The organism is Streptosporangium sp. NPDC023825 (assembly GCF_040639575.1).
Taxonomy (GTDB): domain Bacteria; phylum Actinomycetota; class Actinomycetes; order Streptosporangiales; family Streptosporangiaceae; genus Streptosporangium.
Genome location: NZ_JBFAAE010000004.1, coordinates 141,505 through 163,818, shown reverse-complemented (window position 1 = coordinate 163,818; position 22,314 = coordinate 141,505). Strand labels below are relative to the sequence as shown.

General features: G+C 69.7%; 27 protein-coding genes. 16 read left to right on the top strand and 11 right to left on the bottom strand.

Translation table 11 applies throughout. The features are described from left to right. Positions 1–215: 215 nt before the first annotated feature. Complete coding sequence (locus AB0G15_RS05295; RefSeq protein WP_362835542.1) at positions 216–563, bottom strand: hypothetical protein; 348 nt, start codon at positions 561–563, stop codon at positions 216–218. Positions 564–749: 186 nt separating this feature from the next. Between AB0G15_RS05295 and AB0G15_RS05290 the strand changes: the two genes are divergently transcribed. Genes AB0G15_RS05290 through AB0G15_RS05275 form a run of 4 tightly spaced genes read left to right on the top strand, consistent with a single transcriptional unit; the run spans position 750 to position 2,187 of the window. Further along, positions 750–1,577, top strand: a complete 828-nt coding sequence (locus AB0G15_RS05290) for a helix-turn-helix transcriptional regulator (protein WP_362835540.1) — start codon at positions 750–752, stop codon at positions 1,575–1,577. Further along, on the top strand, positions 1,574–1,765 hold the full coding sequence (locus AB0G15_RS05285; protein ID WP_362835538.1) for a DUF397 domain-containing protein: 192 nt from the start codon (positions 1,574–1,576) through the stop codon (positions 1,763–1,765). The genes AB0G15_RS05290 and AB0G15_RS05285 overlap by 4 nt, the downstream gene beginning before the upstream one ends. Next, the gene (locus tag AB0G15_RS05280) at positions 1,766–1,960 is read left to right on the top strand and encodes a DUF397 domain-containing protein (protein ID WP_362835536.1); all 195 of its coding nucleotides are present in this window, start codon (positions 1,766–1,768) and stop codon (positions 1,958–1,960) included. Further along, on the top strand, positions 1,960–2,187 hold the full coding sequence (locus AB0G15_RS05275; RefSeq protein ID WP_362835534.1) for a DUF397 domain-containing protein: 228 nt from the start codon (positions 1,960–1,962) through the stop codon (positions 2,185–2,187). The genes AB0G15_RS05280 and AB0G15_RS05275 overlap by 1 nt, the downstream gene beginning before the upstream one ends. A gap of 54 nt (positions 2,188–2,241) precedes the next feature. On the opposite strand, the gene AB0G15_RS05270 is transcribed toward AB0G15_RS05275, so the two are convergent. The 3 genes from AB0G15_RS05270 to AB0G15_RS05260 are packed head-to-tail and all read right to left on the bottom strand — an operon-like array spanning position 2,242 to position 3,790. Next, complete coding sequence (locus AB0G15_RS05270; RefSeq protein WP_362835532.1) at positions 2,242–2,574, bottom strand: hypothetical protein; 333 nt, start codon at positions 2,572–2,574, stop codon at positions 2,242–2,244. A gap of 20 nt (positions 2,575–2,594) precedes the next feature. After that, positions 2,595–2,918 carry a hypothetical protein gene (locus AB0G15_RS05265; RefSeq protein ID WP_362835530.1) on the bottom strand — a complete coding sequence of 108 codons (324 nt, stop codon included), beginning with the start codon at positions 2,916–2,918 and terminating at the stop codon, positions 2,595–2,597. Between the two features lie 11 nt (positions 2,919–2,929). Beyond that, a complete protein-coding gene (locus tag AB0G15_RS05260) occupies positions 2,930–3,790 on the bottom strand; it encodes a hypothetical protein (RefSeq protein ID WP_362835528.1) in 861 nt (286 codons plus the stop codon). Positions 3,791–4,253: 463 nt separating this feature from the next. Between AB0G15_RS05260 and AB0G15_RS05255 the strand changes: the two genes are divergently transcribed. The 4 genes from AB0G15_RS05255 to AB0G15_RS05240 all read left to right on the top strand — a co-directional run bounded on the left by AB0G15_RS05255 (position 4,254) and on the right by AB0G15_RS05240 (position 6,648). Further along, complete coding sequence (locus tag AB0G15_RS05255; protein ID WP_362835526.1) at positions 4,254–4,715, top strand: hypothetical protein; 462 nt, start codon at positions 4,254–4,256, stop codon at positions 4,713–4,715. A gap of 179 nt (positions 4,716–4,894) precedes the next feature. Then, positions 4,895–5,602, top strand: coding sequence for a hypothetical protein (locus AB0G15_RS05250; RefSeq protein WP_362835524.1), 708 nt, complete (start codon positions 4,895–4,897; stop codon positions 5,600–5,602). Positions 5,603–5,608: 6 nt separating this feature from the next. Continuing rightward, complete coding sequence (locus AB0G15_RS05245) at positions 5,609–6,448, top strand: hypothetical protein (protein ID WP_362835522.1); 840 nt, start codon at positions 5,609–5,611, stop codon at positions 6,446–6,448. 2 nt (positions 6,449–6,450) lie between these two features. After that, entirely contained in the window at positions 6,451–6,648 is a 198-nt protein-coding gene (locus tag AB0G15_RS05240; RefSeq protein ID WP_350967358.1) for a hypothetical protein, read from the top strand. Between the two features lie 469 nt (positions 6,649–7,117). Here AB0G15_RS05240 and AB0G15_RS05235 read toward each other — a convergent pair whose 3' ends face one another. Together AB0G15_RS05235 and AB0G15_RS05230 are read right to left on the bottom strand one after the other, a co-directional pair. Continuing rightward, positions 7,118–7,618, bottom strand: coding sequence for an ATP-binding protein (locus AB0G15_RS05235; RefSeq protein WP_362675950.1), 501 nt, complete (start codon positions 7,616–7,618; stop codon positions 7,118–7,120). Positions 7,619–7,692: 74 nt separating this feature from the next. Further along, complete coding sequence (locus AB0G15_RS05230) at positions 7,693–8,469, bottom strand: SigB/SigF/SigG family RNA polymerase sigma factor (protein WP_362675953.1); 777 nt, start codon at positions 8,467–8,469, stop codon at positions 7,693–7,695. Between the two features lie 195 nt (positions 8,470–8,664). On the opposite strand from AB0G15_RS05230, the gene AB0G15_RS05225 reads away from it, so the two are divergent. After that, on the top strand, positions 8,665–9,036 hold the full coding sequence (locus AB0G15_RS05225; RefSeq protein ID WP_329093567.1) for an STAS domain-containing protein: 372 nt from the start codon (positions 8,665–8,667) through the stop codon (positions 9,034–9,036). Positions 9,037–9,126: 90 nt separating this feature from the next. On the opposite strand, the gene AB0G15_RS05220 is transcribed toward AB0G15_RS05225, so the two are convergent. Next, complete coding sequence (locus tag AB0G15_RS05220; protein WP_362835520.1) at positions 9,127–9,846, bottom strand: GAF and ANTAR domain-containing protein; 720 nt, start codon at positions 9,844–9,846, stop codon at positions 9,127–9,129. Positions 9,847–9,971: 125 nt separating this feature from the next. Here AB0G15_RS05220 and AB0G15_RS05215 point away from each other — a divergent pair, with 125 nt between their 5' ends. From AB0G15_RS05215 to AB0G15_RS05205, 3 genes are all read left to right on the top strand, one after another. Next, on the top strand, positions 9,972–11,831 hold the full coding sequence (locus tag AB0G15_RS05215) for a SpoIIE family protein phosphatase (RefSeq protein WP_362835518.1): 1,860 nt from the start codon (positions 9,972–9,974) through the stop codon (positions 11,829–11,831). Between the two features lie 187 nt (positions 11,832–12,018). Then, positions 12,019–12,972: a sensor histidine kinase gene (locus AB0G15_RS05210; protein WP_362835516.1), complete on the top strand. Its 954-nt coding sequence runs from the start codon at positions 12,019–12,021 to the stop codon at positions 12,970–12,972. A 139-nt stretch (positions 12,973–13,111) separates the two neighbouring features. Next, positions 13,112–14,266, top strand: a complete 1,155-nt coding sequence (locus AB0G15_RS05205; RefSeq protein ID WP_362835514.1) for a glycosyltransferase — start codon at positions 13,112–13,114, stop codon at positions 14,264–14,266. Between the two features lie 231 nt (positions 14,267–14,497). Here the strand turns inward: AB0G15_RS05205 and AB0G15_RS05200 are convergent, their stop codons facing one another. After that, on the bottom strand, positions 14,498–15,448 hold the full coding sequence (locus AB0G15_RS05200) for a hypothetical protein (protein ID WP_362835512.1): 951 nt from the start codon (positions 15,446–15,448) through the stop codon (positions 14,498–14,500). 111 nt (positions 15,449–15,559) lie between these two features. Here AB0G15_RS05200 and AB0G15_RS05195 point away from each other — a divergent pair, with 111 nt between their 5' ends. Continuing rightward, a complete protein-coding gene (locus AB0G15_RS05195; protein WP_362835510.1) occupies positions 15,560–16,309 on the top strand; it encodes a glycoside hydrolase family 16 protein in 750 nt (249 codons plus the stop codon). A 16-nt stretch (positions 16,310–16,325) separates the two neighbouring features. On the opposite strand, the gene AB0G15_RS05190 is transcribed toward AB0G15_RS05195, so the two are convergent. Then, positions 16,326–17,396 carry a helix-turn-helix domain-containing protein gene (locus AB0G15_RS05190; RefSeq protein ID WP_362835508.1) on the bottom strand — a complete coding sequence of 357 codons (1,071 nt, stop codon included), beginning with the start codon at positions 17,394–17,396 and terminating at the stop codon, positions 16,326–16,328. A 94-nt stretch (positions 17,397–17,490) separates the two neighbouring features. Here AB0G15_RS05190 and AB0G15_RS05185 point away from each other — a divergent pair, with 94 nt between their 5' ends. Together AB0G15_RS05185 and pruA are read left to right on the top strand one after the other, a co-directional pair. Further along, a complete protein-coding gene (locus AB0G15_RS05185) occupies positions 17,491–18,417 on the top strand; it encodes a proline dehydrogenase family protein (RefSeq protein WP_362835506.1) in 927 nt (308 codons plus the stop codon). Further along, complete coding sequence (gene pruA, locus AB0G15_RS05180) at positions 18,417–20,042, top strand: L-glutamate gamma-semialdehyde dehydrogenase (protein ID WP_362835504.1); 1,626 nt, start codon at positions 18,417–18,419, stop codon at positions 20,040–20,042. The genes AB0G15_RS05185 and pruA overlap by 1 nt, the downstream gene beginning before the upstream one ends. 122 nt (positions 20,043–20,164) lie before the next feature. On the opposite strand, the gene AB0G15_RS05175 is transcribed toward pruA, so the two are convergent. After that, on the bottom strand, positions 20,165–21,046 hold the full coding sequence (locus AB0G15_RS05175; RefSeq protein ID WP_362835502.1) for a TIGR03620 family F420-dependent LLM class oxidoreductase: 882 nt from the start codon (positions 21,044–21,046) through the stop codon (positions 20,165–20,167). Further along, the gene (locus tag AB0G15_RS05170; protein ID WP_362835500.1) at positions 21,043–21,327 is read right to left on the bottom strand and encodes an NmrA family NAD(P)-binding protein; all 285 of its coding nucleotides are present in this window, start codon (positions 21,325–21,327) and stop codon (positions 21,043–21,045) included. Before AB0G15_RS05170 ends, AB0G15_RS05175 begins: the two co-directional genes overlap by 4 nt. A 108-nt stretch (positions 21,328–21,435) precedes the next feature. On the opposite strand from AB0G15_RS05170, the gene AB0G15_RS05165 reads away from it, so the two are divergent. Then, entirely contained in the window at positions 21,436–22,035 is a 600-nt protein-coding gene (locus tag AB0G15_RS05165; protein WP_362835498.1) for a helix-turn-helix domain-containing protein, read from the top strand. Positions 22,036–22,314 lie beyond the last annotated feature (279 nt).

Sequence of the window (22,314 nt, the reverse complement as noted above, 5' to 3'; positions counted from 1 at the left end):
TGACAATTGCCTCGACCGCGACGCGGGGGCCGATAGCAAGGGACTACGGGGACAGCTATCTCCTACATCCGCGTCGCGGCCTGGTCTTTAGTGCGCAGCCTTAGGCTCGACCCTGTCCGCAGACGGATCGCCTATCTCGGCGCTTTTATCGGCAACGTCCAGAATCTGGACTGGTGGCGGTTCGAGCCACCTGTACACGCTGCTGCCGGGAATGATCAGATACATGGCGGCGGTGCCTGCCACGGCACTCCGGCCATAATCGCCATGCGTTCTTCGAATGCTCTGCGCTTCTCAAGCTGGAGCTGGAGCTGGAGACGGAACTCAGCCAAGGTTGTTGCCAGGATCGTCGGATATAGGCCGGCATCCTTTTCGGCGTGCGTCGGCGGGGAAAGCCGCACAGCCTTGTACAGGGTTTTCTGTCGGCTGATTACCCAGCCTTCTTCCAACTCTCTATCGCTGTATCGGATCTTTTCCAGGTATGCCGGATTTTGACCTATCAGGTCTTTAACGTCGCACAGATCTGATGTCTGATGTGTCTGGTTTGTGCCTATCTGGATGGTCATGGCCATCCCTCTCGTGAGACGGACTCTCTTGCGTGGGTGACTCCACGCTGTCATACGTGCCCACCGATCGGTAGTCGGTCTCCAATACTGAGCGACGACAGTTTCTGTATTATCTCAGTACTCCTTGTATTGGCCACAGTACTGATGTAGTAGTTCTGCTGAGCACCTACGCCGAGGAGCAGCAGCATGGACGCCCAGCAAGAGGTGGATCCGGCATCCGAGACGACCACATTTTTCGGCCGTGAGCTGCGGAAATTCCGAGAGGCCGCCAGGCTGAGTCAGTCGCAGCTCGGCTCCCTGGTCAGTGTGACTCAGGGTTACATCGGTCACATAGAGCGAGGTACTCGCATCCCGGCGAATGCTCTGCTCCTGAGCCTCGATGCGGCCTTGGGGGCTAATGGTCAGTTGTCCAGACTCTGGCCGCTGTTGAGTAATACGTCGGGTATTCCGTCCCCGTTTGTCCCATGGATCATGGTTGAGCAGGGCGCTCTTGCCCTAAGCCTCTGGGATCCGATGATCGTTCCCGGCCTGCTCCAGGTAGAGGGGTACGCCCGACAAATCCTCAGGGGTGAGCCGGGTATCGCCAAGTCGTCGTTGGATGAACGTCTAGCGGGACGGCTAGCCCGTAGGGAGCTGCTAACTCGCAAAGATGCGCCTATGATCTGGGTGGTGCTCGACGAAGGTGTCTTGCACCGGCCACTGGGCGGCAGTGCCGTGATGCGAGAGCAGCTCAAGTATCTGCTCAAAGTAAGCGACCTGCCGAACGTGACTATCCAAGTGGTTCCGTACGCGGCACAATCGACGAGCGGTCTACTGGGTTCGTTCCGGATCGCCCAAAATCCGGGCGGCTCCTATACCGTGTATGTCGAATCGGCCGGCCCGCCACAGGTCACTGAACAAGTAGATCTCGTGTCGGAGATCACCAACCGATTCAACTCGATCAGGGCGTCGGCGAATCCGGCGCACATATCGAGGCAAATGATCGAAGCAGTAGCGGAGGGGAAGACATCATGATCTTCAAGGAAGACGGCTGGAAGAAGTCCAAGCGCAGCGGCTCCAACGGCGGAGACTGCGTTGAGGTCCAGATGGCGGATGGCGTCGTCGGGATCCGCGACAGCAAGAACAAGCAGGGCCTGGTGCTGACTGTCAGCCCGGCGGCCTTCGCCGCGTTCCGGTCCGACATCAAGAAGGGTCTTATCTAAGTGGATCTGTCCGGCGCCCAGTGGCGCAAGAGCGGTCGCAGCACCAATGGCGGCAACTGCGTTGAGGTGGCACAGAACCTGCCCGGCGTCGTCGCCGTCCGCGACAGCAAGGACCCGACCGGGCTGGTGCTCGCCGTCAGTCCGGCCGCCTTCGCCGCGTTCGTCGGTGGTATCAAGGACGGAGATCTCGTCTGATGGGTGATCTGGACAAGACGCCCGCGACTGCTGAGGAGATCGCGGGCGCCGAATGGCGCAAGAGCACTCACAGCACCAACGACGGAGCCTGCGTGGAAGTCGCCAAGCTCTCCGGCGGTCGTGTGGCGCTGCGTGACAGCCAGAACCGTCAGGCCGGCGTCCAGACCTACTCTCGAAGCGAGTGGATCGCCTTCGTCGGCGGCGTGCAGGACGGCGAGTTCGACTAGTCGTCTGTGATCAAAGCGAAGGGCCCCTGTACCGGCCGGTACAGGGGCCCTTCTTCATGCCTTGGGAGTTGTTCTCAGCTCCCGCCAGATGCGTTCCAGCTCGTCTCCCGTTTGGATGGACAGCTTGATCAGATCATCGAGCCTCTGAAGGACCCGCGAGGGTGGACCTCCATGAGCTGCTGGATTGGACAGGGCCCCGTGCAGCTTGTCGCCTTTGGTCCCCACCTCAAGCAGGAAGTTGTGGTCATCCGGCTGGCCGGCTGACACGTAGAAGTGGCCGGGGCGCTCGGCTTTGGCCACCACCACCGTCCAGCCGTTCATGGCGAGGATCTCGATGAGGCTCGCGTACTCCGGCCAGTGGTCGACTTCTTCTGCTTCGTCGGACATGAGCTCTCCTTGCGTGGGTCTTACTTGATGCGAACGATGTGCTCGCGCCGCTTCAGAGTCTCCCCCAGCGCGGCCATGATCACATCTATGAGCTTGGATGGCTTGCCGGAAAATTCGGCGGGGTCGATGGCGATGTTGCCGATGTCGACCTGTACCGGAGCGCCGGCAGTCTGCCGCCAGATGGTCCAGGAGGCCATGGTGTCGGTGAGAGTCACATCGGCGTGGTTTTCGGGCCCCAGATCGATGTGGAACGTCCCCGGCGGGTCGACCTCACCAACCTCCTCAAGCAGGATTCCGCGCCCGCGTAAGACGCGCTTCAGGCCGTCGTGCAGCTTCTTGTCCATCTCTTCCCCTCTTAGGCCGAAACCGACACGCTATCGGCCGCGTGCTCGGTTTCAGGGTGCTTCAGCACCCAGTTCTTGTGGTCCAGCCAGGATCGCGGGTCACGTCGGTCGGGGTTCTGCTCATTGAGCCACTTGCCGGTCATGGTCTCCGGCGGCACGCCCTGCTTCAGCAGGTCCCTGATCCACTGTCGATCTTCTTCAAGGGCGCGGCGCCGAGCGCCGACGACGTCTGCCGGCTTGACCTTGGGAAGATCATCGGAAGCTTCCGGCTTGGGCTTCGGGGCTGGAACTTTCGCTTCGTTGTCCGGTGGAACGTTCGGAGCCGGTACGACGATCGGAATCTTCGGCTCCGGCGGGGTCATGGAAACTTCGGCAGTCTTGGAAACTTCAGCCAGAGCCGTGGAAACTTCGGCTGGAATCTTCGGCTCGGTTGGAACGTGGTGGCCGGAAAGTACCGATCCGACGAGGTGTGCGGCGGAAATATCCAGGAAGGCTGGAACGGAACCTAGGAGGATCAGTGGAACGAGTCCCCAGCCGAACTTTCCGTGATCATCGAGGTAGGCCCAGGTGTGTTCGCCGACGTTCAGGATCTCCATGAGTCCAGCAGAGATCCTGACGCTCTTCACGGCTCGCTGGCGTCCGGCGGATCCGACGGGCATGACAGCCCAGTTGAGTGCGCTCAGAGCGGCGTACAGCCACACGCCGATGGGGATCAGGAAGGTCATCCCGGCCCAGTCGGGGATGCGGCTGGCGAGGTGCTCGTGGGTGAAGACGTTCATCACGCCGGCGAGGAGCATGATGATGCCGCCGACGGTGAGATTTACGGGTTTGAGCCAAGGTGGCAGGACATAGGTATGCTGCTCAGAGGACATGTGGGAGTCTCCAGCTCACTCGTGTCCGAGAGGCCCCGGTCGTGTTCCAGCACGGTCCGGGGCTTCGTTCGTTGTGGGGTGATTTCACCACAAGAACGCGCTGCGCGCGAGTGCATACACCAAGGTAGGCCGCTGGCGCTACATCCGCCACGGCCTGGATTCCAGTCCACTCCACTGGACCCCAGTACTTTCTGACTGAGGGTGTCTGCCTATCGTGGCGACTATCAGGAGCGATCTTGGTCGTATGAAGTTGTGGACGTTTTTGCAGGTCAGGGGCACTTCGATAGGTGATTCTTAGACTGGGTTGCGATAGACCCCCAGTCAAGTGCGCTACCAAGCTGCGCTACGTCCCGGTTGTCCTGCGCCCTCTCGGGCGGGACGTCATAACCTTAGCGCAGATCGAGGGGGCTTCGCACACGGCGACGCCCGCGAGGGCAGGCGATCGCGCGAAGGGCGAGGGCACGTGGGGCGTAAGGCGTTGATCGACCAGGAGGAACTGCGGCGGCTGGCCGGGCAGGGGTTGTCGAACGCGGAGCTGGCCGCGCGGTTCGGGGTGAGCGAGTCCGGGATCTTGCAGGCGAAGCGGGCGGCCGGGCTCTCGAAGCCGATGCTCGATCACTCTCGGGCCATCCCGTGGAAGCTGGACCGCGCGCACAACCAGTCCGGGCCCGCGACGAACCTGCGCAACCTCTCGTCCGTGGCGCAGGGGCGGGCGATCCCCGCCGAGAAGCTGAACACGGCGTTGCGCTGGGCCGGGCGGCTGGTCGCCTCCGGCATGGACATCTCGTACGAGCCCGGCAGGGGGTTCCTGGAGGTTCCCGCCTCTCCCGGGGAGTGGCTGGTCGAAAGGCTGGTGAACGAGGCCCGGAAGGCGATCGACGCCGCCGAGACCTCCGGCGACGTCGAGGCTCGCGCGAAGGAGTGAGCTCGAGCGCGATGGCCGTGCCGAAGGCCCGACAAAAGAAATGGCCACTACCCGATAAATATCTGTAAAACGTTAAATCCAGACCGAGTAGTGGCACGCCGCAGATGTCGGCAACCGGTTTCGAGCCTTGACCCTAGGGCAGCGCACGGGTACAAGCGCCTACACAACCGGAGGCAGACATGTCCACCGTGATCTGGGTGGCCGTCGTCGTGGTCGCGGTGGTGGCGATCGTCGCAGTCGGCTATTTCGTGCTGCAGCAGCAGCGCCGACACCGGCTTCGCGACCGCTTCGGCCCCGAGTACGAACGTACCGTTCAGGAGCGCGAGAACAGGCGCGACGCCGAGCAGGAACTCATCGCTCGCGAGCAGCGCTTCAGTTCCCTCGACATCCGCGCCCTGGACGCCGGGACGCGCGAGATCTACTCGAAGAAGTGGATGGAGGTCCAGGAGCGTTTCGTGGACGCTCCCGGCTTCGCGGTGACGGAGGCCGACCACCTGGTCACCTCCGTGATGGCGGAGCGCGGCTACCCGACCGAGGACTTCGAGCAGCGGCTCTCCGACCTGTCGGTCGCGCACGGCCGCACTCTCGACCACTACCGGCAGGCTCACGAGATCAGCACCCGGGCCGCCCACAAGGAGGCCTCCACCGAGGAACTCCGGCAGGCCATGGTTCACTACCGCGCCCTGTTCGAGGAACTGCTCGAGGCCCCCGGCAGTCCGGCCGACGGCGACCGGGGCTCCCGGCGGGCCGAGGCCGTCGACGGGGACTCCGGGCGGACGGGCCCCACGGTCCCCGCCGATCGGGACGTCCCGCGGGCGGACTCCACCGAGCCCGAGACCACCGACGACGCCGGGCGAGCCCCCCGACGCGACACCCAAGGACGGTGAACCGACATGGACGACCGATTCAACCCCGATAAGGACCAGCTGGTCCACAAGGCGGACGAGGACGACGACCGGGTGGTCCGCAAGTTCGACGAGGACGAGCTGAACGCGCCGCGGCACGGCCAGGACGTGGCCCCCGAGCTCCAGGAGCCGCGCCACGGTGACGCCGACCGCACGGGCACGGCGCCCGCCGACCCGGACACCGGTACGCGCGACCCTCTGATCGGTGACCGCGACGACGTCCTCGTCGTCGAATCGAGCGACGACCGGCGCGCCGCCACCGGTTCTGACGCCCCGCTCGACGACCGGCGCGGCGTGCCGGGCGATCTCGACGACGACGGCAGGAACGACAGCCCGTTCGCCCACGCCCAGCCCTCCGCCGCGACCCCGGGCACACCGGTGGCCGGCACCGCCGCGCACGACGCCACGGTGCCCGGCACGGACTCCCCCGGGACCCCCGGTTTCCCCGAGAACACCGCGGACCGGCCGGACGACGTGCTCGACGAGGGTACGGGCTTCACCCCCGCGAAGACCGAGCAGACGCCCGCCACCACCGAGCCCGCCACTGCCGGAGCCCTGTTCGATCAGGACGCCGACGACGTACGGCGGCGCTGGCAGGAGGTCCAGGCCGGTTTCGTGGACGACCCGCGCGACGCGGTGGAACGGGCGGACTCCCTGCTCGACGAGGTCACGAGTTCCCTGCGGAACGCGCTGGAGACCCGGGCCACCGAGCTCCAGGGGCGTTGGAAGAACACCGAGAAGAACGACACCGAAGACCTCCGGACCGCTCTGCGTGACTACCGGGCGACTTTGGAACAGCTCCTGAACATCTCCGCTGGAACGAGGTAACCATGCTCGCAATCGCCGCCGCCGTCGTCTTCGGCCTTGGATTCCTGCTTGACCTGATCAACACCAGGCTCGGCCCGCTCACCGGGACCGGTTTCCTGCTTCTCGGACTTCTCCTGCTCGCACTGCACCAGGCCGGGATCGGCTCGGCCGGCCCGCGGACCACCACCGGTGGCGGGGGTGGCTGGCGCCGTAGGCGCTAGACCTTCCGCAAGGCGGCCCCGCGCCGGGGAGAGCCCGCCTCGGGGACGGCTGTCGAAACGGGAAGGGCCCCGTCCACACGGACGGGGCCCTTCCTCTTCTTCTCCCCTTCTTCGTCCGCCCGCCTCCTGCCCGCCCCCCACCTCCCCTTCGTCCCCGTCTCCTGTTTCTCCGCCCGGTCGAAGGCGTCCACACTCCCGGAAGAGCGGGCACCCCGGAAGGACAGGAGCCGGGCGGTGCGGGCGAAGGACACGCGAAGCCCCGGCGGTGCCGTCCGGCGGTGCCGGCGGGGACCCGCGCGGGGCATAAGAAAACCGGCGTCGATGGCGATGTGCGCGCCTCGCGCCGGCGAAGGTGAAGAAGTGAGGGGAAAAGGCCGGGGGCGGCGTACGTGGCCACGTAGCGCCGCCCACGATCCCCGCACGGGTCCGGGCGCGTCCCGGAGAGGCGGGTTCAGACCTCGAACGACATTCAGACCTTGAACGACATGGTGATGAACGTTCCCGAGGCCCCGGTCTCGAACTTGATGTCGGAGCTGACCATCCGGGCCACCCACAGGCCCATGCCGCTGGTCGCGTGCGGCCCGGGGGGCGTCTCCCCCGGGTTGGGTCCCGGGTCCCACTGACCCTCGTCGTGGATCTCCACGACGAGGGTCCGGCCGACCGTCCACATCCGCAGCACGGCCTTGGCGGTGGTGTGACCGTGGGTGACCGCGTTGGTGGCCACCTCGTTCAGCGCCACCAGGAAGTCCGCGAGGCCCTCCTGGGACATACCGCTCCGCACGGCCTGGGCGGAGGCGAAGTCGCGTACGTCGGGAAGGTCGGGAAGGCAGAAAGCGAGTTCGGCGACAGCGGCTCCGGCCGGGATCATCGGGGAACGGCCGCCACTCGCCGTGAAGCGAGCGGGACGAACACCGTCCTCGTTCACCCGAGATCCGCCTCCCCTGTCCCAGTCCGCCGTTGTCCTCAGCATCCGGGATCCATTCAAACGCACCTTACGCCACGTCCGTTGTCGCCGACTTGGGTGCCCTGTAACGAGCGGTGTATTCAGCATTCGGCGACAAGTTCCTCGCGGAGCTGGTCAAGCACCTTCCGCAGGATACGGGAGACGTGCATCTGGGAGATCCCGAATTCCGCCGCTATCTCGGCCTGGGTCATGTTGCCGAAGAAACGCAGCAGGAGGATGTTCTTCTCCCGATCCGGGAGCTTGTCGATCAGCGGCTTGACCGCCTCGCGGTCCACGAGCGTGCCCAGCGCGTCGTCCTCGTCGGGGATGACGTCGCCCAGCGCGGCGGCGTCGTCGTCGGCGCCGAGCGGGGCGTCCAGCGAGAGCGCGCTGTAGGCGGCCGAGGCGTCGAGGGTGAGCAGGACGTCCTCTTCGGAGATGTGCATCTTCTTGGCCAGCTCGGCGACCGTGGGGGCTCGGCCGAGGTCCTGGCTGAGGTCGGAGACCAGGCGGTTCAGCTCGGCCCTGCGCTCCTGGTAGACGCGGGGGACGCGGATGGCCCAGGTGCGGTCGCGGAAGTGGCGCTTGACCTCACCGGTCATGGTGACCACGGCGTAGCCGCGGAAGGGGTGCCCGAGAGTCGGGTCGAAGCCGTTGATGGCCTTCATCAGCCCCACGTACGCGGCCTGCAGGAGGTCCTCCAGCGGCTCGCCGCGGTAGCGGTAGCGGCGGGCGATCTCCATGGCGAGGTGGCGGTGCATCTCGACGATGCGCTCACGCAGACGCTCGGCGCGGTATTCGGAGATCTCAGGCAGGGACATCTCGGCGAGGAGTTCCTCGGCGGTCATGTCGGTGAGTGCGAGTGCCTGAACAGACATTGCTGCTCCCTGGTATTACTGTCGGGCGAGCCGACCACGGAAGCAACATCCGGGCAGACGGCATCGCCTCGACCTATTTTTCGAGGCGAGGCCCTCTGCTGGACCTCTGGTTCCATTATTGCCCGGAATCCTGGAGTATTACTCGCCCCCAGGTAACAGTAAGGTTGCTAATCGAATGGCACGAGGAGGCCCTGAGTGACGGTGTCGGAGAACGGCGAGAGATCGGCAGCCCTGACTCTCACGTCGGCGCTCGTCAGTGGGATCAACGTGATCCGGGTGACGGGTCTGCTGGACGCGACGACGAGGGATCAGTTCGCCGACTACCTGGCGGCAGAGACCGGCGAGCACGGTCTCGACATGGCGCTGGATCTGAGCGGGGTGACCTTCATGGACTCACGCGCGCTGGGACTCATCGTCCACCACTGGCAGGTCAGCACCACCGCGGGCGCCAAGTTCGCCCTGATCGGAGTGGAGTACGCCAAGACAAAGGTGATGTGGATCACCGGTCTGGCCCAGCGTCTGCCCCTGTACGACACGATCGACGACGCGATCGCCGCCTTCGGCTAGCGGCCGATCGTCTCGGCCGGCCGGGGACCGTCCCGGCCGGCCGGGACGACCAAGTACCGATCACCGGGACGGGGGCCGCCGGCAGGGGTCTCAGTCCTCTTTCTTCGCCTCGCGGTTGCGCTGGTGCTCCTCGACCAGCAGCTTGGCCAGGTCGGCGACCTTCACCTGGTGGTGCTGCGAGATGCGGCGCAGCTCGTCGAAGGCCGCCTCGGCCGAGCAGCCGCTGGACTTCATGATGATGCCCTTGGCCTGGTCGATGATCGCCCGGCCGGCGAGGGCCTCCTGCATCTGGGCCGCGTCGGTGCGGACCTCGTCGTAGTCCCACATGTTGGCGAGGGCCACCCCCACCTGCTCGGCGAGCATCTCGGCCAGCGGCGGGACGTTCCTGGCCGCGAAGACGCCGGGGCGCACCCCGTACATGCCGAGGACCAGGACGGCGTGCTCGATGACGATGGGCATCGCCAGGACCGAGCGGACGCCGCAGCGGACGGCCATGCCGGTGTACGCCGGCCAGCGCGGCTCGCGCAGGACGTCCTGGACGATCACGTGGCGCCTCGTGGCGCGGGCCTCGGACGAGGGGCCCTCGCCAAGTTCCTCCTCGCTGTCGAGGAGGACGATGAGCTCGCTGTGGGAGGCTGAGACGACCATACGCTCCTGGCGCCAGAGCTCGGCGGAGCCGCCCGCGCAACCGGGCACACCGCCGGCGAGGGTGGCCGTGAGCCCGCGCAGCACGCTCTCGGTCGATGTTTCCTCGCTGACCCTGCCGAGGACCGCGAGGTCCCGGGCGAGAACAGGGGTGACCATGTCCATCTCGCGACTCCCCTCACCTGTGTCGCTAACTTAACCACTATCCGACCACGCATCGATTAGACCTACCGGGTGGCGTACCGTCTACGACGGGACCAGCCCACTCCGGCCCCTGACGAGGACGAGCATTGACCGACGCCATTGGCCTTCAGACCCTGGAGCAGGCGCTGAACGCGCTGACCACCAGGATCTCCTCCCTGCGTGAGGCGAAGTCCGCCTACCCCGCCGACCCCCGGTCCACACTCGACGCGGCGCTCGCGGAGCTCGACACCGCCCGCGAGCTGCTGGACGCCTCGGTGCGCGAGCTGCGCAAGGCGCCCAAACGCTCGGGCGAACGGGAGAGCGGGTCACAGCGGGAGCTCAAACTACTGCGGCAGGTGTTCCGCACCTTCCCCATCCCGGTGGTGGTGCTGGACGCCTCGGGGGTGGTGCGGCGGATCAGCGCCGAGACCTCCCGGATGCTCGGCAGTCCCGCGGGATACCTGATCGGCCGCTCGTTCCCGCTGTTCGTCGACGTCTCCCGGCGGGCGGCGTTCCGCTCGCACCTGACGGCGGTCCAGCAGGGCGGCCAGACCGCGACCCTCCAGACGCGGCTGGCCCACCAGGGCCGCGCGCACACGGTGCAGCTGGCCGTCACCCGGCTCACGATGCCGGGCGAGCCGCAGGAGATGGTCGCGGTCATGATCCTGCCGCTGGAGGCGCAGGTGGCGGGGCCGCCCCCCGGCCCGGCCGACCGCTCGGACGCCATCCTGGTCATGGCCGCGGCACGCCGGCAGGAGCTGCTGGCCAGGATGACCCGCCTGCTGCTCGACGAGGAGAGCCTGCGCCAGCCGGTGACCGTCACCAGGGCCTCCCGGCTGCTGGCCGCCGAGTGGGCCGACTGGGTGATCGCCGACGTGGTCCGCGACGGCATGCCCAGGCGGGCCTGCGTGCTCGGCCCGAGCGACAAGCCGGTGACCCAGCTGGTCCGCCTCGCCGAGGGGATGAACCCGCTGACCGCGCCGGCCGTCGCGCACGTGCTGACCGGCGGTTCGGGCGTGGTGCACGAGATGCTGGAGGACGAAGGGCTGCTCGGCGACGTCCCCGGTGGCCCGCCGCTGTTGCGGGTGATGGGGGCCGCCTCGGTGCTGATCGTGCCGATCGGCGGCGAGGAGGGCGTGCTGGGCTCGCTGACCCTGGTGCGGCTGCGCGACCGCGAACCGTTCTCGCTGGCCGATCTCGGGCTGATGGAGGAGGTCGGCGTCCACCTGGGGCTCGCGCTGCGCGCGCGGCGCAGCTTCCAGACCCGCTCGCGGGCGGCCGACGCGCTGCGTACCAGCGTGGTGCCCCGGAGCCTGCCGGACATCCCGGGATTCGAGGCCGCGGCCATCTACAACGCGGGTTCCAGCCCGGTCGGCGCCGAGTTCTACGACGTCTTCCGCGCCGGCGAGGGGTGGGGGTTCGCCCTCGGAGGCGCCGCGGGCAAGGGTGAGGAGGCCGCGTCGGTCAGCGCCATGGTGCGCAACGGCCTGCGCGTGCTCAGCGTCTGGGAGACCGACCCCGGCGAGGTGATGCGCAAGCTGAACCAGGCGCTGACCGCCCAGCACAACGGCATGTTCGTGATGGCGGTGACCGGGTTCATCAAGGCGCGCAAGATCAGGCTGGCCAGCGCGGGGCACCACCCCGCCGCGCTGCTGCGGCCCGACGGCGGGGTGCGGTTCACCGCCGGGGGCGGCGTTCCGCTGGGCATCGCCCCCGAGGCGGAGATGTTCACCGAGGAGCTCACGCTGACCTCCGGCCAGACCCTGATCTTCTACTCCGACGGCCTGGTGGCCTCGCAGAACGAGCTGGGTGAGTCCTACGGCGAGACCAGGCTGGCGGACGTGCTGGCGCGCTGCGTGGCGCAGTCTCCCGCCGAGATCGTCAAAACCGTGGAGGAGGACCGGCACGCTTTCTCCGGCGGGAGAGTTTGGGATGAGATCGTGATACTCGCCCTCCGTGTCGTATAGCTTGACTAACTCGGTGGGGCCGGTCGGTCCCGCCGGGCGATGAGGGGCCGCGCCCGGCGGCGCCCGCGTCCGACGGAATGGGGCGGGGTATGGGATCGCTTCAGGATCGGCCCTCCTCGGGTCGGATCGAGCCCGGTGAGCGCCCCCGCCCTTCCTTCCCCGGCCTGGCCGGGTCCGGGATGCCCGGATGACCTCCATCCACCAGGCCGCGGTGTACGGCTCCGACGGGCGTTTCCTGGCGATGGCGCTGCCGTTCGTCCGGGACGGGCTGGCCAAGGGCGACCCGGTGATGGTCGCGACCACCTCGGCCAACCTGGAGCTTCTCGGGGGTGCCCTGGGCAGGGACGGCCGCCTGGTCGACTACGCGGAGACGGCGTTCCTGGGCCGCCGGACGGTGGAACGTGCCACCGCCTTCCACCGCTACTGGCAGCGGCGCGGGCCCGAGGCCCCGCGCGGCGGGCACGTGCGGATCCTCGCCGAGCCGGTGTGGGCCGGACGCGCGCCCGCCGACGTGCGGGCCTGGCAACGCATGGAGTCGGGCCTGAACCTGCTGCTGCGCGCCACCAACGTGTGGATGATCTGCCCGTACGACGAGAGGACGGCCGATCCGGGAGTGGTGGCGACCGCGCGGCGCACCCACCCCACGCTCTCCGAGGACGGCGTCTCGATGACGCCCTGCCCCGAGTACACCGATCCCGCGGGCTTCATCGGCGAGTGCGACTCCTTCCCGCCCCTCGAACCGCCGGGTGACTCGGCCGCCGCGCACGTGGAGACGCTCCATGCCCTGCGGGTGTTCGTCACCGGCCACGCGTCCTTCATGGGGCTGAGCCACGACCGCGCGAAACTGCTCTCGGTCGCCGCCTACGAGGTGGCCGCCCTGCTGGGGCCGCCCGTGACGGTGCGGATGTGGGAGCGGCTGGGCGCGATCACCTGTCACGTCGACCGCCGGGGCGGGCGGGTCGCCGATCCGGTCGCCGGCTTCCTCCCGCCGGGTTCGACGGCCGGTCCCGGCGACGGCCTGTGGATCGCCCGGCAGCTGTGCGACCGCCTCGACATCCACAATGACCAGCACGGATGCGTGATACAGCTGCACGTCCCGAGTGCCAGGGCCGAGGAGTCGCGGCAGAGCAGGTCCTATTAGCGGGCCCGTTTCCCGCCGAGGGTTTGGCTTTGGCGGAGATCGGGGTATGGTTGACCTCATACAGACGTGTGCCTAAGACGCAGGCACCCCTGAAGGAATCACAGGCTTTTCATGCCTAATCTCCTCCCAGAGGTGTGCCGTGAACATTGCATTCGTCTCCTCCGAGGCTCTCTCCTCCACCCAGGACGAGTCCGATCTCGCCGCCCAGCGCGCTCACCTGATGGCAGTCGCCCGTGAGCTCGGCCGCGAGCACAAGGTCACGATCTACAGCCGGAGGAACTCCGACTCGGAGAAGTCCAAGGTCCGCGTGTCGCAGGGCGTCACGCTGGAGAACCTGACCGCCGGGCCCGCGCAGAACCTTCCCGAGGACAGCGTCCTGCCCTACCTGTCCGACCTCGGCGACCAGCTGATGCACCGCTGGGGACAGGATCGCCCGGACGTCATCCACGCGCACTCCTGGACCGGCGGGCTGGCCGCGATCGCCGGCGCGAACGGCCTCGACGTGCCGTTCACCCAGACCTTCAGCAGCGAGAACACCCGCGACGCCAAGAAGGTCCGGCTGCAGCGGGCCATCGGGCGCCGGGCCAGTGCGGTGATCGCCGGGTGCGGCGACGAGGAGAGCTCGCTGATCCGGCTGGGCGTGCCGCGCCGCAACATCTCGGTCATCCCGTGCGGCGTCGACGTCGAGCGGTTCCGCCGCCAGGGCCCGGCCGCCGCCCGCGGCACCCGGCCCCGCCTGCTGCACGTCGGCCCGCTCACGGCCGACAAGGGCGTGCACACCGCGATCCGCGCGCTGGAGGGCATCCCCGAGGCCGAGCTGATCATCGCCGGCGGCCCCGAGTCCGTGGACCTGGAGCACGACGCCGACGCGCACAGCATGATGCTGCTGGCCAAGGAGATCGGCGTCGACGACCGGATCACCGTTCTCGGTCACATCCCGCACTCCTCGGTCGCCAAGCTGATGCGCAGCGCCGACGTGGTCGTCTCGCTGCCCAGGGAGGCGCCGGCGGGCGTCGTGGCGCTGGAGGCCATGGCCTGCGGCGTCCCCGTCATCGCCTCCGCGGTGGGAGCCCACCTCGACTCCGTGGTGGACGGGGTGACCGGCCTGCTGGTTCCCGCCGACCGCCCGGCGCAGACCTCCCGCCTGACCCGCGAGCTGCTCGCCGACCCGACCCGTCGCACCGCGCTCGGCTTCGCCGGTGCCGACCGCGCCCGGTCCCGCTACTCGTGGGAGCGGATCAGCCAGGAGCTCGTCCACGTCTACGAGAACGCGCTGTCCGGCTCCGCCCGCTGACCGCGCCCGCCGCGCCGGCCGGCACCGCGGGCCGCGCGGAACGCCCATCCCGAGACCGGGGGTCCCGAAAGGGGCCCCCGGTCTTTCGCGTGCGGGACGCGTGGCGACCGGCTACGACGGCTACGACCGGCCCCCGCGACGTCCACGACCGGCTCCCCGCGACGCCGGCGACCGGCTTCCGCGACCGCTACGACCGGCCCCCGCGACGCCCGCGACCGGCTCCCGTGACGTCTACGACCGGGTCGCGCGGCGGTGCAGGACGACGCCGAGGCCGCTGGCGGCCAGCAGGACGACCCCGGCCACGACCAGGATCACCGCACCGCCCACGGCCCCGTCCGTCCAGTCCCAGACGGCCTCGGGGACGGCGAGCGTCAGCCCGGCCACGCCGCTGACGATCAGCACCCAGGTGCGCCACCGCCGGTACAGCGCCAGGCAGGCCATCGCGATCAGCGCGGTGAGCCAGTGTCCCCAGGCGCCTGCGTCCCACAGGACGGGCCACTGTCCGCCGAGGATCGCGATGGCGGCGCCCATGCCCAGTCCCAGGTCGCGCGGGACGAGCAGCCCGGCGAGGGCGGCCACCAGGATGAGCACGCCCAGCGCGACGTAGGCCAGGCCCCAGCCGGGACCCGCCCCCGCCGAGGCGTCCATCAGGCCGGTCACCGTGAGCAGGGCGAAACCGCCGCAGGCCAGCAGGCCGATCGCGGTGGGCAGCAGCGCGTAGGCCGCCGCCGCGACCACCAGCCCGGCCACGCCGGCGACGAGCACCTCCTGGCGGTCGACCGCCACCCCGGCGCACAGGGCCGCCGTGCCCGAGCCCAGCGCGGCGAGCGTGGCGGCGACCCTGCCCTGCACGGCGGCCGTCCTGCCGGTCGCCGACCGCGCCGCCGCGCCGAGCCCCGCGGCCACCGCCAGCAGGAGGAACGTGACCACGGCGAGGACCGTGATCCTCGCCGGCTGGGTCATCCGGTCCCAGCCCAGGCCGACGAAGGCCGCGGCACCGGCCAGGACGAACCCCCCGCCGACGTACGCGAGGATCTCGCTCCACCTGACCCGGTCTCCCGTTCCCGGCTCGCGCAGCGCCTCGCCGACGGCGAGCGCGACCGGCTCCACCTGCTCGGCGCGGAGCTCACCGGACTCCACCAGCCGGGCCAGTGCCCGCCGTACGGCGTCGACGTCGTCCATGTGCGGAATCGTGGCACAACCGGGCCGGGAGGGCACCCCCCGAACCCGTGGGACGTATGCGAAAACGGGATACCTCTGTTACTGGAGCGCGATCGTTGCTTTGATGTCCCCATGTCGATTCGTGGCACGTTCCTGGGCGCCCTGGCCCTCTCCCTCGCGTTCTCCTCGCTGACCGCGCCGGGCGCGTCCGCGCGGACGAGCCCGTCCGCCGCTCCGGGGTGGGGCGCCCCGGTCCTGGTGGAGAACTTCGACGGCACCCGCGTCGACGGCCGCAGGTGGGTCGTCTACCACTCCCTCGGTGCCGAGACCAACCCGCGCACCGGGCGGGCCACGAGCGTGGGCGGCGGCGTCCTGCGGCTCAAGGGAGGTTTCTACGGTGGCAGGGACCTGTCGGGGGGCGTCGCGACCCGCAGCGCGCAGCGGTACGGGCGCTGGGAGGTGCGGCTGCGGGCCGAGCGCGGCGCGGGCTACACCCCGGTGGCGCTGCTCTGGCCGTCCGACCAGGGCGGCGGGGAGTACGCGGAGGTCGACTTCGCCGAGATCATCGACCCGAGCCGCAGGTCGGGCGGGATCTTCGTGCACCGCGGCGACCGGCCCCAGGCCCAGCGGCAGATGCGGGCCGACTTCACCCGGTGGCACACGGTCGCGGTCGACTGGCTGCCCGGACGGCTGACGTTCTGGCTGGACGGCAGGAAGGTGTGGGACTACCGGGGGCCGAACGTGCCGAGGAGCCGCTCCATGCACCTGACGCTGCAGAACGACGTGACGTGCAACGAGTGGTCGCCGTGCCGCAACCGTTCCACTCCCCCGACGGTGAGCATGTACGTGGACTGGGTGAAGGTCTACCGGGCCCCCGTGTGACCGGACCCCGTGTGGGTCAGAGCAGGTGGGCGGCCTTGAGGGCGAGGTGGATGAGCAGGCGGTCCTCGCCGTCGGCCAGGTCCCTGCCGGTGAGCCGCTCCGCCTTGGCCAGCCGGTAGTAGAGCGTCTGGCGGTGCACGCCGAGCGCGCCGGCGGTCTCCTGGACGTGGCCGGCGCGGTCGAGGTAGCCCTCCACGGTCCTGGCCAGCTCCGGGTCCTCCCCCAGCCCGGCGATCTCCTCCGCCAGCTCCCGCAGCCCCGCCGGGGACATCCGGGCGAGCAGCCGGTAGACGCCCAGCCCCGGCCAGGTGGCGACGGGGGCCAGCGCGGGCACCCGGCCGGCGACGCCGAGCGCGTGCACGGCCTCCCGCCAGCTTCGCCAGGCCTGCGCGGGCTCGTCCCTGGGGGCGCCGACGCCCACCACCGTCGCGTACATGCCCCGGATCCGGTCGGCCAGTTCCTCCGCCTGGCCCGCCGGGACCAGGAGGGCGACCAGCGGCTCGCCCCGTACCGGGAACGCGGGGTCGGCGAGCACGGCGCGCGGGAGCGTCCAGAGGGCGACGACCCGGTCCGGGGAGGTGCGGGCGGCGATCGCCGCCACCGGGCCGCGCACGTCCTCCAGCCGCGACAGCGCCCGGGAGCGTTCCTCGGCGTCGGAGGAGAACAGCTCCCGCAGGTTCGCGCCCAGGTCCTGGCGGCTGCGGGCCTCCTGCGCCAGGGCGGTGGCGGCCCGGGAGACCAGGTCGCCGACCGAGGAGAGGGCTTCGTCGCCGAGCGTGCCGTCGTCGAGGAGCCACAGGTAGCCGTAGGTCACCTCGTGGTGCCGCAGCGGCACGCACACCCGCGCGAGCACGCCGAGGTCGGCGTCGGCGGGGATGCGGACAGGGCCGCGGGCCCCGGCGATGCCGTACCCCTCGAAGTAGGCGCGCACCTGGTCCGTCGCGCGGCGCCGCAGGATGGACTCCTGGCGCACCACGTCGATGTCGCCGCTCTGCGCGGCGTAGGCCAGGAGCTGGAAGGCCCGGTCCTCCAGGGTGGCCGAGGCGCCCAGCCTGGCGGCGATCTCGTCTACCGTCTCCTGCAACACCTCACCATTGTCGTACATATGTATGAACGCCCTGCCCGTTGATCGTGGCAGATGCACATGATGGCCGCGCGAGCCGAGGTTTTAGGCTGAGAGCATGCTCGGTTCTCTCCTTCTCGGCGCATCCCGGTTGCCGCTGGTGCGGCGCACGGTCTCCGGCGTGCCGCTGACGCGCAAGGTCGTCGATCGCTTCGTCGCGGGCGAGACGCCCCAGGAGGCGGTCGAGGCGATCCGCGGGCTCGCCGCCGCCGGTCTGGCCGTCACCGTCGACCACCTGGGTGAGGAGACGCGGGACTCCGCCGCCGCCACCCAGACGGCCAAGGCGTACGTCACGCTGCTCGGCGCGCTGGACGGGCTGGGGCTCGGGGACCGGGCCGAGGTGTCGGTGAAGCTCTCCGCCGTCGGTCAGGCGCTCGGCGCCGACGGCGACAAGATCGCCCTGGAGAACGCGCGGCGGATCTGCGAGGCGGCCGCCGCCTCCGGGGCGAGCGTGACCCTCGACATGGAGGACCACACCACGGTCGACTCGACGCTCGCGATCCTGCGGGCGCTGCGCGCGGACTTCCCCTCCACCGGTGTCGCCGTGCAGTCCTACCTCTTCCGCACCGAGGCCGACTGCCGCGACCTGGCGTACGAGGGGTCGCGGGTGCGCCTGGTCAAGGGCGCCTACGCCGAGCCCGCCTCGGTGGCGCACCAGAACAAGAACGAGGTCGACAAGGCCTACGTGCGCTGCCTGCGCATCCTCATGTCGGGCGCGGGCTACCCGATGGTGGCCACGCACGACGACCGGCTGATCGCGATCACCGAGACGCTCGCCGACCGGTTCGCCAGGTCGCGGGGTGACTACGAGTATCAGATGCTCTACGGGATCCGGGCCGACAAGCAGCAGGCCCTGGCGGGAGCGGGCCACACCGTGCGCGTCTACATCCCCTACGGCGACGACTGGTACGGCTACTTCATGCGCCGGCTCGCCGAGCGCCCGGCGAACATCGCCTTCTTTCTTCGTGCCCTTGGAGGCAAGTGATGGATGCCATCTCCACCGTTCCCGCCCCGTCCAACGAGCCGGTGCTCGGCTACGCGCCCGGCAGCGCCGAGCGCGCGGCGCTGGAGAACCGTCTCAAGGAGCTGGCCGGGGCCCAGCTCGACCTGACGATGACGATCGGCGGCGAGCAGCGGATGGGCGGCGGCGCCTCGATCGAGGTGGTCCAGCCGCACAACCACGCCTCGGTGCTGGGCCGCACGGCGGACGCGACCGCCGACGACGTGCGCTCGGCGATCGACGCGGCGCTGGGGGCGGCGCCCGCGTGGCGCGCCCTGCCGTTCGACGAGCGGGCCGCGATCTTCCTGCGGGCCGCCGACCTGCTGGCCGGCCCGTACCGGCAGACGCTGAACGGCGCGACGATCCTGGGCCAGTCCAAGTCCGCGCAGCAGGCGGAGATCGACGCCGCCTGCGAGCTGATCGACTTCCTGCGCTTCAACGTGGACTTCGCGCGCCGGCTGCTCAGCGACCAGCCGGTCTCCTCGCCCGGCGTGTGGAACCGGATGGAGTACCGGCCGCTGGAGGGCTTCGTCCTGGCGATCACGCCGTTCAACTTCACCGCCATCGCCGCGAACCTGCCGTCGGCGCCGGCCCTGATGGGCAACGTCGTCGTCTGGAAGCCCTCCCCCACCCAGCAGTTCTCCGCGCACTTCACCATGCGCCTGCTGGAGGAGGCGGGGCTGCCGCCGGGCGTCATCAACATGGTGACCGGCAACGGCTCGGCCGTCTCCGAGGTCGCGACGACCCACCCGGAGCTGGCGGCCATCCACTTCACCGGCTCCACGCCGACCTTCCAGCACCTGTGGTCCACGGTCGGCGCCAACATCGCCTCGTACCGGTCCTACCCGCGCCTGGTCGGTGAGACCGGCGGCAAGGACTTCGTGCTCGCCCACCCCTCGGCCGACCCGGCCGTGCTCACCACCGCGCTGGTCCGCGGCGCGTTCGAGTACCAGGGGCAGAAGTGCTCGGCCGCCTCCCGCGCGTACGTGCCGCGCTCGGTCTGGTCGGTGATCCGCGACGAGCTCGTGGGCACCGCCGAGTCGCTCACCGTCGGGGACGTGGCCGCGGACCTGTCGACCTTCATGGGCGCGGTCATCGACGAGCGGGCGTTCGCCAAGAACAGGGCCGCGATCGACCGGGCCCGCTCGCTCGACTCGATCAACGTGCTGACCGGCTCGTACGACGACTCGACCGGCTACTTCGTGCGGCCGACCATCCTGGAGTCCGCCGACCCCACCGACGAGATCTTCGTCAAGGAGTACTTCGGGCCGATCCTCGGCGTGCACGTCTACGACGACGCGGACTTCGACACGGTCCTGGACCAGATGGAGAGCGTCTCGCCGTACGCGCTGACCGGCTCGATCATCGCCAGGGACCGCCACGCGATCGCCTCGGCGTCGGAGCGGCTGCGCTTCGCGGCGGGCAACTTCTACGTCAACGACAAGCCGACCGGCGCGGTCGTCGGCCAGCAGCCCTTCGGCGGGGGCCGCGCGTCGGGGACCAACGACAAGGCCGGGTCGATCCTCAACCTGACCCGCTGGGTCAGCGCCAGGACCGTCAAGGAGACCTTCGTGCCTCCGGTCGACCACCGCTACCCGCACATGGGCTGACGTTCCGCGGACGGGACGGCGGCGGCCCGGCCTCAGGCCGCCGGGCTTCCCCGAGTGATCCCTCACGGCAGGGTGACGCCCGGGTCTCGCATCCGGGACCCGGGCGTCGCCCATCACTGACGTCAGGTCAGAAGTCGTCCGGCGAGTTCACGCCACTGGCGCAGGGGCGGGGTCCGTGGTGTGGCCGTGACGACGAAGAGGCTCACGTGGTCGGCTCCGGCCTCCAGGTGCTCCTCGACGCGGTGTGCGATGAGATCGGCGGGCCCGCGACTCACCAGCGCGTCGACAAGCCGGTCGTCGAGGGAGTCGACGTCCTCGAACCCCAGGTCCTGCAGCAGTGCACGGCGGTTGGGAAGGAGCGCGGCGGCGTAGGAGCGGGCCAGGTCCGCGGTGGCGGCGCGGTCCGGGTCCAGAACGACGAGCTGGGTGACGGCCAGCAGCGCGTCCGGCCCGAGCAGGGCCCTGGCGGTCCTGGTGTGCTCGACCGGCATGCCAAGCGGATGCGCCCCCCAGGCTCGCTCGCGGGCGAGGGCGAGCAGATCCGGACCCAGCGCGGCGAGCACTCGGCGCGGGGTGACCCGCGACTCGGGCGGACCGAACGGAGCGGCGTCCATCGCGTCCAGATAACCGCGCATGGTCTCCGGCGGAGGACCGAAGCGGTGGCCACGGACGTCTTCGGCGAGGCTGGGGTGACTCTCCCAGAGCCCGAGCAGGAAGCGCCCGGGGAACGCCTCGTCGAGGGTGCGTTGCGCGGCCGCGGTGCTCACCGCGTCGCGCGCGTAGATGTCGGCGGCGCCGGCGGCCACCACGATCCGCCGGGTGGCCGCCAGCAGGATCCCGGCCTGTGCCATGGCCTCCCGCCCCGCCGTCTCGGGGAACCACAGCGTCCCGTAACCGGCGTCCTCGATCGCCGTCGCCGCCTCGCGGAGGGCGGCCGCGGGATAGCCGTCGAGGTCTCCCGCCCAGATCCCTATGCGCCCGAGATCGAGTTCATGGCCGTTCATGCGTTCTGCCGAGCCTCGAAGAAGGCTTCGATCTGAGCGGCGCCGGTCCGCTCCAGCCAGGTGCGCAGGTCCATCAGGCCGGGGTGGATTCGCCGCGCCGGAGAGAGGTCCTCCATCTCGGCGCGTACGAGCTCGGCTCCCGCCGCGGCCAGGGCCTGCGCCGATGCGCTGCCCGGATCGCGGGTCAGCGCCCGAACCCGCCGGCCGCCGGCGAGCAGATGCGCCGTCACGGCCCTCCCCTGCAGGCCGGTCGCGCCCGCCACCACAATGATCTTTCCCATGTCCACACCTCTCCCGGACGCACTTGACACATAAGTGGGGTGGAACCCCGCTTATGTTCGGCTAACATATGGGGGGCCACCCCGTTTAGCAAGCCGAGTGGAGATTCAGTGCCTCGCGAAGACCGCACGATGCGCGCCGACGCGCGGCGCAACTACGACCGGATCCTCGTCGCCGCCGGCGCGGCCATCGCCCGGCACGGAGCAGAGGCCTCCCTGGAGGAGATCGCCCGGCACGCCGGCGTCGGCTCCGCCACCCTGCACCGGCACTTCCCCTCTCGCCAGGCACTACTGGAGGCCGTCTTCCGCGACCGGGTGAAGACTCTCTGCGCGAAGGCGTCCGAGCTGGCCTCCGACCTCGATCCCGGCCCCGCACTGGTCACCTGGCTCCGCGCCGTGGGCACGCACGCCGCGTCCAACCGCGGCCTGGCCTCGTCGCTGATGCGCGGCGCCCACGACGGCGATCCGACGCTGGGCACCACCTGCCACACGATGATCGTGAACGCCGGCGGCGAGCTGCTGGAGCGTGCTCGCCAGGCGCACGCCGTCCGCCCCGACGTCGCCATCGTGGATCTGCTCAAACTCGTCAGCGCCATCTCACTGGCCACCGAGCGGGAACCCGGAGGAGCAGCCGAGGCCGACCGGCTGCTCGCACTCGCCATCGACGGCGTGCGCCCTCATGAAGGACCTCACGCCCACGGCGAGCAGTGAGACCGCGTGTGTCATGCGGTGACCGCCGCCCCTCCGGTCGACCACCGTTACCCGCACATGGGGTGACCCTCCCTCGGAGGGGGTGGCGGCAGCCCGGCCTCAGGTCGCCGGGCTTCCCCGAGTGACCGCCTCACGGCGAAGCGATGCCCGGCTCTCGAATCGGAGGCCCGGGCGCCGGCCCTGCCGACCGCGGCGCCACTCATCCACGACCCGTCCTCGACGCGTCGTCGTCCCCGGTCCCATGGATCTGCGCTGTTCGAAGAGGAACCGTGCCCGTCG

Bases quoted from the DNA above. Each gene is read 5' to 3' on its own strand.
- AB0G15_RS05210 (WP_362835516.1), top strand. From the start codon at position 12,019: ATGACCTCCATCCACCAGGCCGCGGTGTACGGCTCCGACGGGCGTTTC.
- AB0G15_RS05220 (WP_362835520.1), bottom strand. From the start codon at position 9,846: ATGGACATGGTCACCCCTGTTCTCGCCCGGGACCTCGCGGTCCTCGGC.
- AB0G15_RS05260 (WP_362835528.1), bottom strand. From the start codon at position 3,790: ATGTCCTCTGAGCAGCATACCTATGTCCTGCCACCTTGGCTCAAACCC.
- AB0G15_RS05240 (WP_350967358.1), top strand. From the start codon at position 6,451: ATGCTCGCAATCGCCGCCGCCGTCGTCTTCGGCCTTGGATTCCTGCTT.
- AB0G15_RS05265 (WP_362835530.1), bottom strand. From the start codon at position 2,918: ATGGACAAGAAGCTGCACGACGGCCTGAAGCGCGTCTTACGCGGGCGC.
- AB0G15_RS05230 (WP_362675953.1), bottom strand. From the start codon at position 8,469: ATGTCTGTTCAGGCACTCGCACTCACCGACATGACCGCCGAGGAACTC.
- AB0G15_RS05275 (WP_362835534.1), top strand. From the start codon at position 1,960: ATGGGTGATCTGGACAAGACGCCCGCGACTGCTGAGGAGATCGCGGGC.
- AB0G15_RS05200 (WP_362835512.1), bottom strand. From the start codon at position 15,448: ATGGACGACGTCGACGCCGTACGGCGGGCACTGGCCCGGCTGGTGGAG.
- AB0G15_RS05285 (WP_362835538.1), top strand. From the start codon at position 1,574: ATGATCTTCAAGGAAGACGGCTGGAAGAAGTCCAAGCGCAGCGGCTCC.
- AB0G15_RS05270 (WP_362835532.1), bottom strand. From the start codon at position 2,574: ATGTCCGACGAAGCAGAAGAAGTCGACCACTGGCCGGAGTACGCGAGC.
- AB0G15_RS05295 (WP_362835542.1), bottom strand. From the start codon at position 563: ATGACCATCCAGATAGGCACAAACCAGACACATCAGACATCAGATCTG.
- AB0G15_RS05290 (WP_362835540.1), top strand. From the start codon at position 750: ATGGACGCCCAGCAAGAGGTGGATCCGGCATCCGAGACGACCACATTT.
- AB0G15_RS05195 (WP_362835510.1), top strand. From the start codon at position 15,560: ATGTCGATTCGTGGCACGTTCCTGGGCGCCCTGGCCCTCTCCCTCGCG.
- AB0G15_RS05235 (WP_362675950.1), bottom strand. From the start codon at position 7,618: ATGCTGAGGACAACGGCGGACTGGGACAGGGGAGGCGGATCTCGGGTG.
- pruA (WP_362835504.1), top strand. From the start codon at position 18,417: ATGGATGCCATCTCCACCGTTCCCGCCCCGTCCAACGAGCCGGTGCTC.
- AB0G15_RS05250 (WP_362835524.1), top strand. From the start codon at position 4,895: ATGTCCACCGTGATCTGGGTGGCCGTCGTCGTGGTCGCGGTGGTGGCG.
- AB0G15_RS05185 (WP_362835506.1), top strand. From the start codon at position 17,491: ATGCTCGGTTCTCTCCTTCTCGGCGCATCCCGGTTGCCGCTGGTGCGG.
- AB0G15_RS05175 (WP_362835502.1), bottom strand. From the start codon at position 21,046: ATGAACGGCCATGAACTCGATCTCGGGCGCATAGGGATCTGGGCGGGA.
- AB0G15_RS05170 (WP_362835500.1), bottom strand. From the start codon at position 21,327: ATGGGAAAGATCATTGTGGTGGCGGGCGCGACCGGCCTGCAGGGGAGG.
- AB0G15_RS05245 (WP_362835522.1), top strand. From the start codon at position 5,609: ATGGACGACCGATTCAACCCCGATAAGGACCAGCTGGTCCACAAGGCG.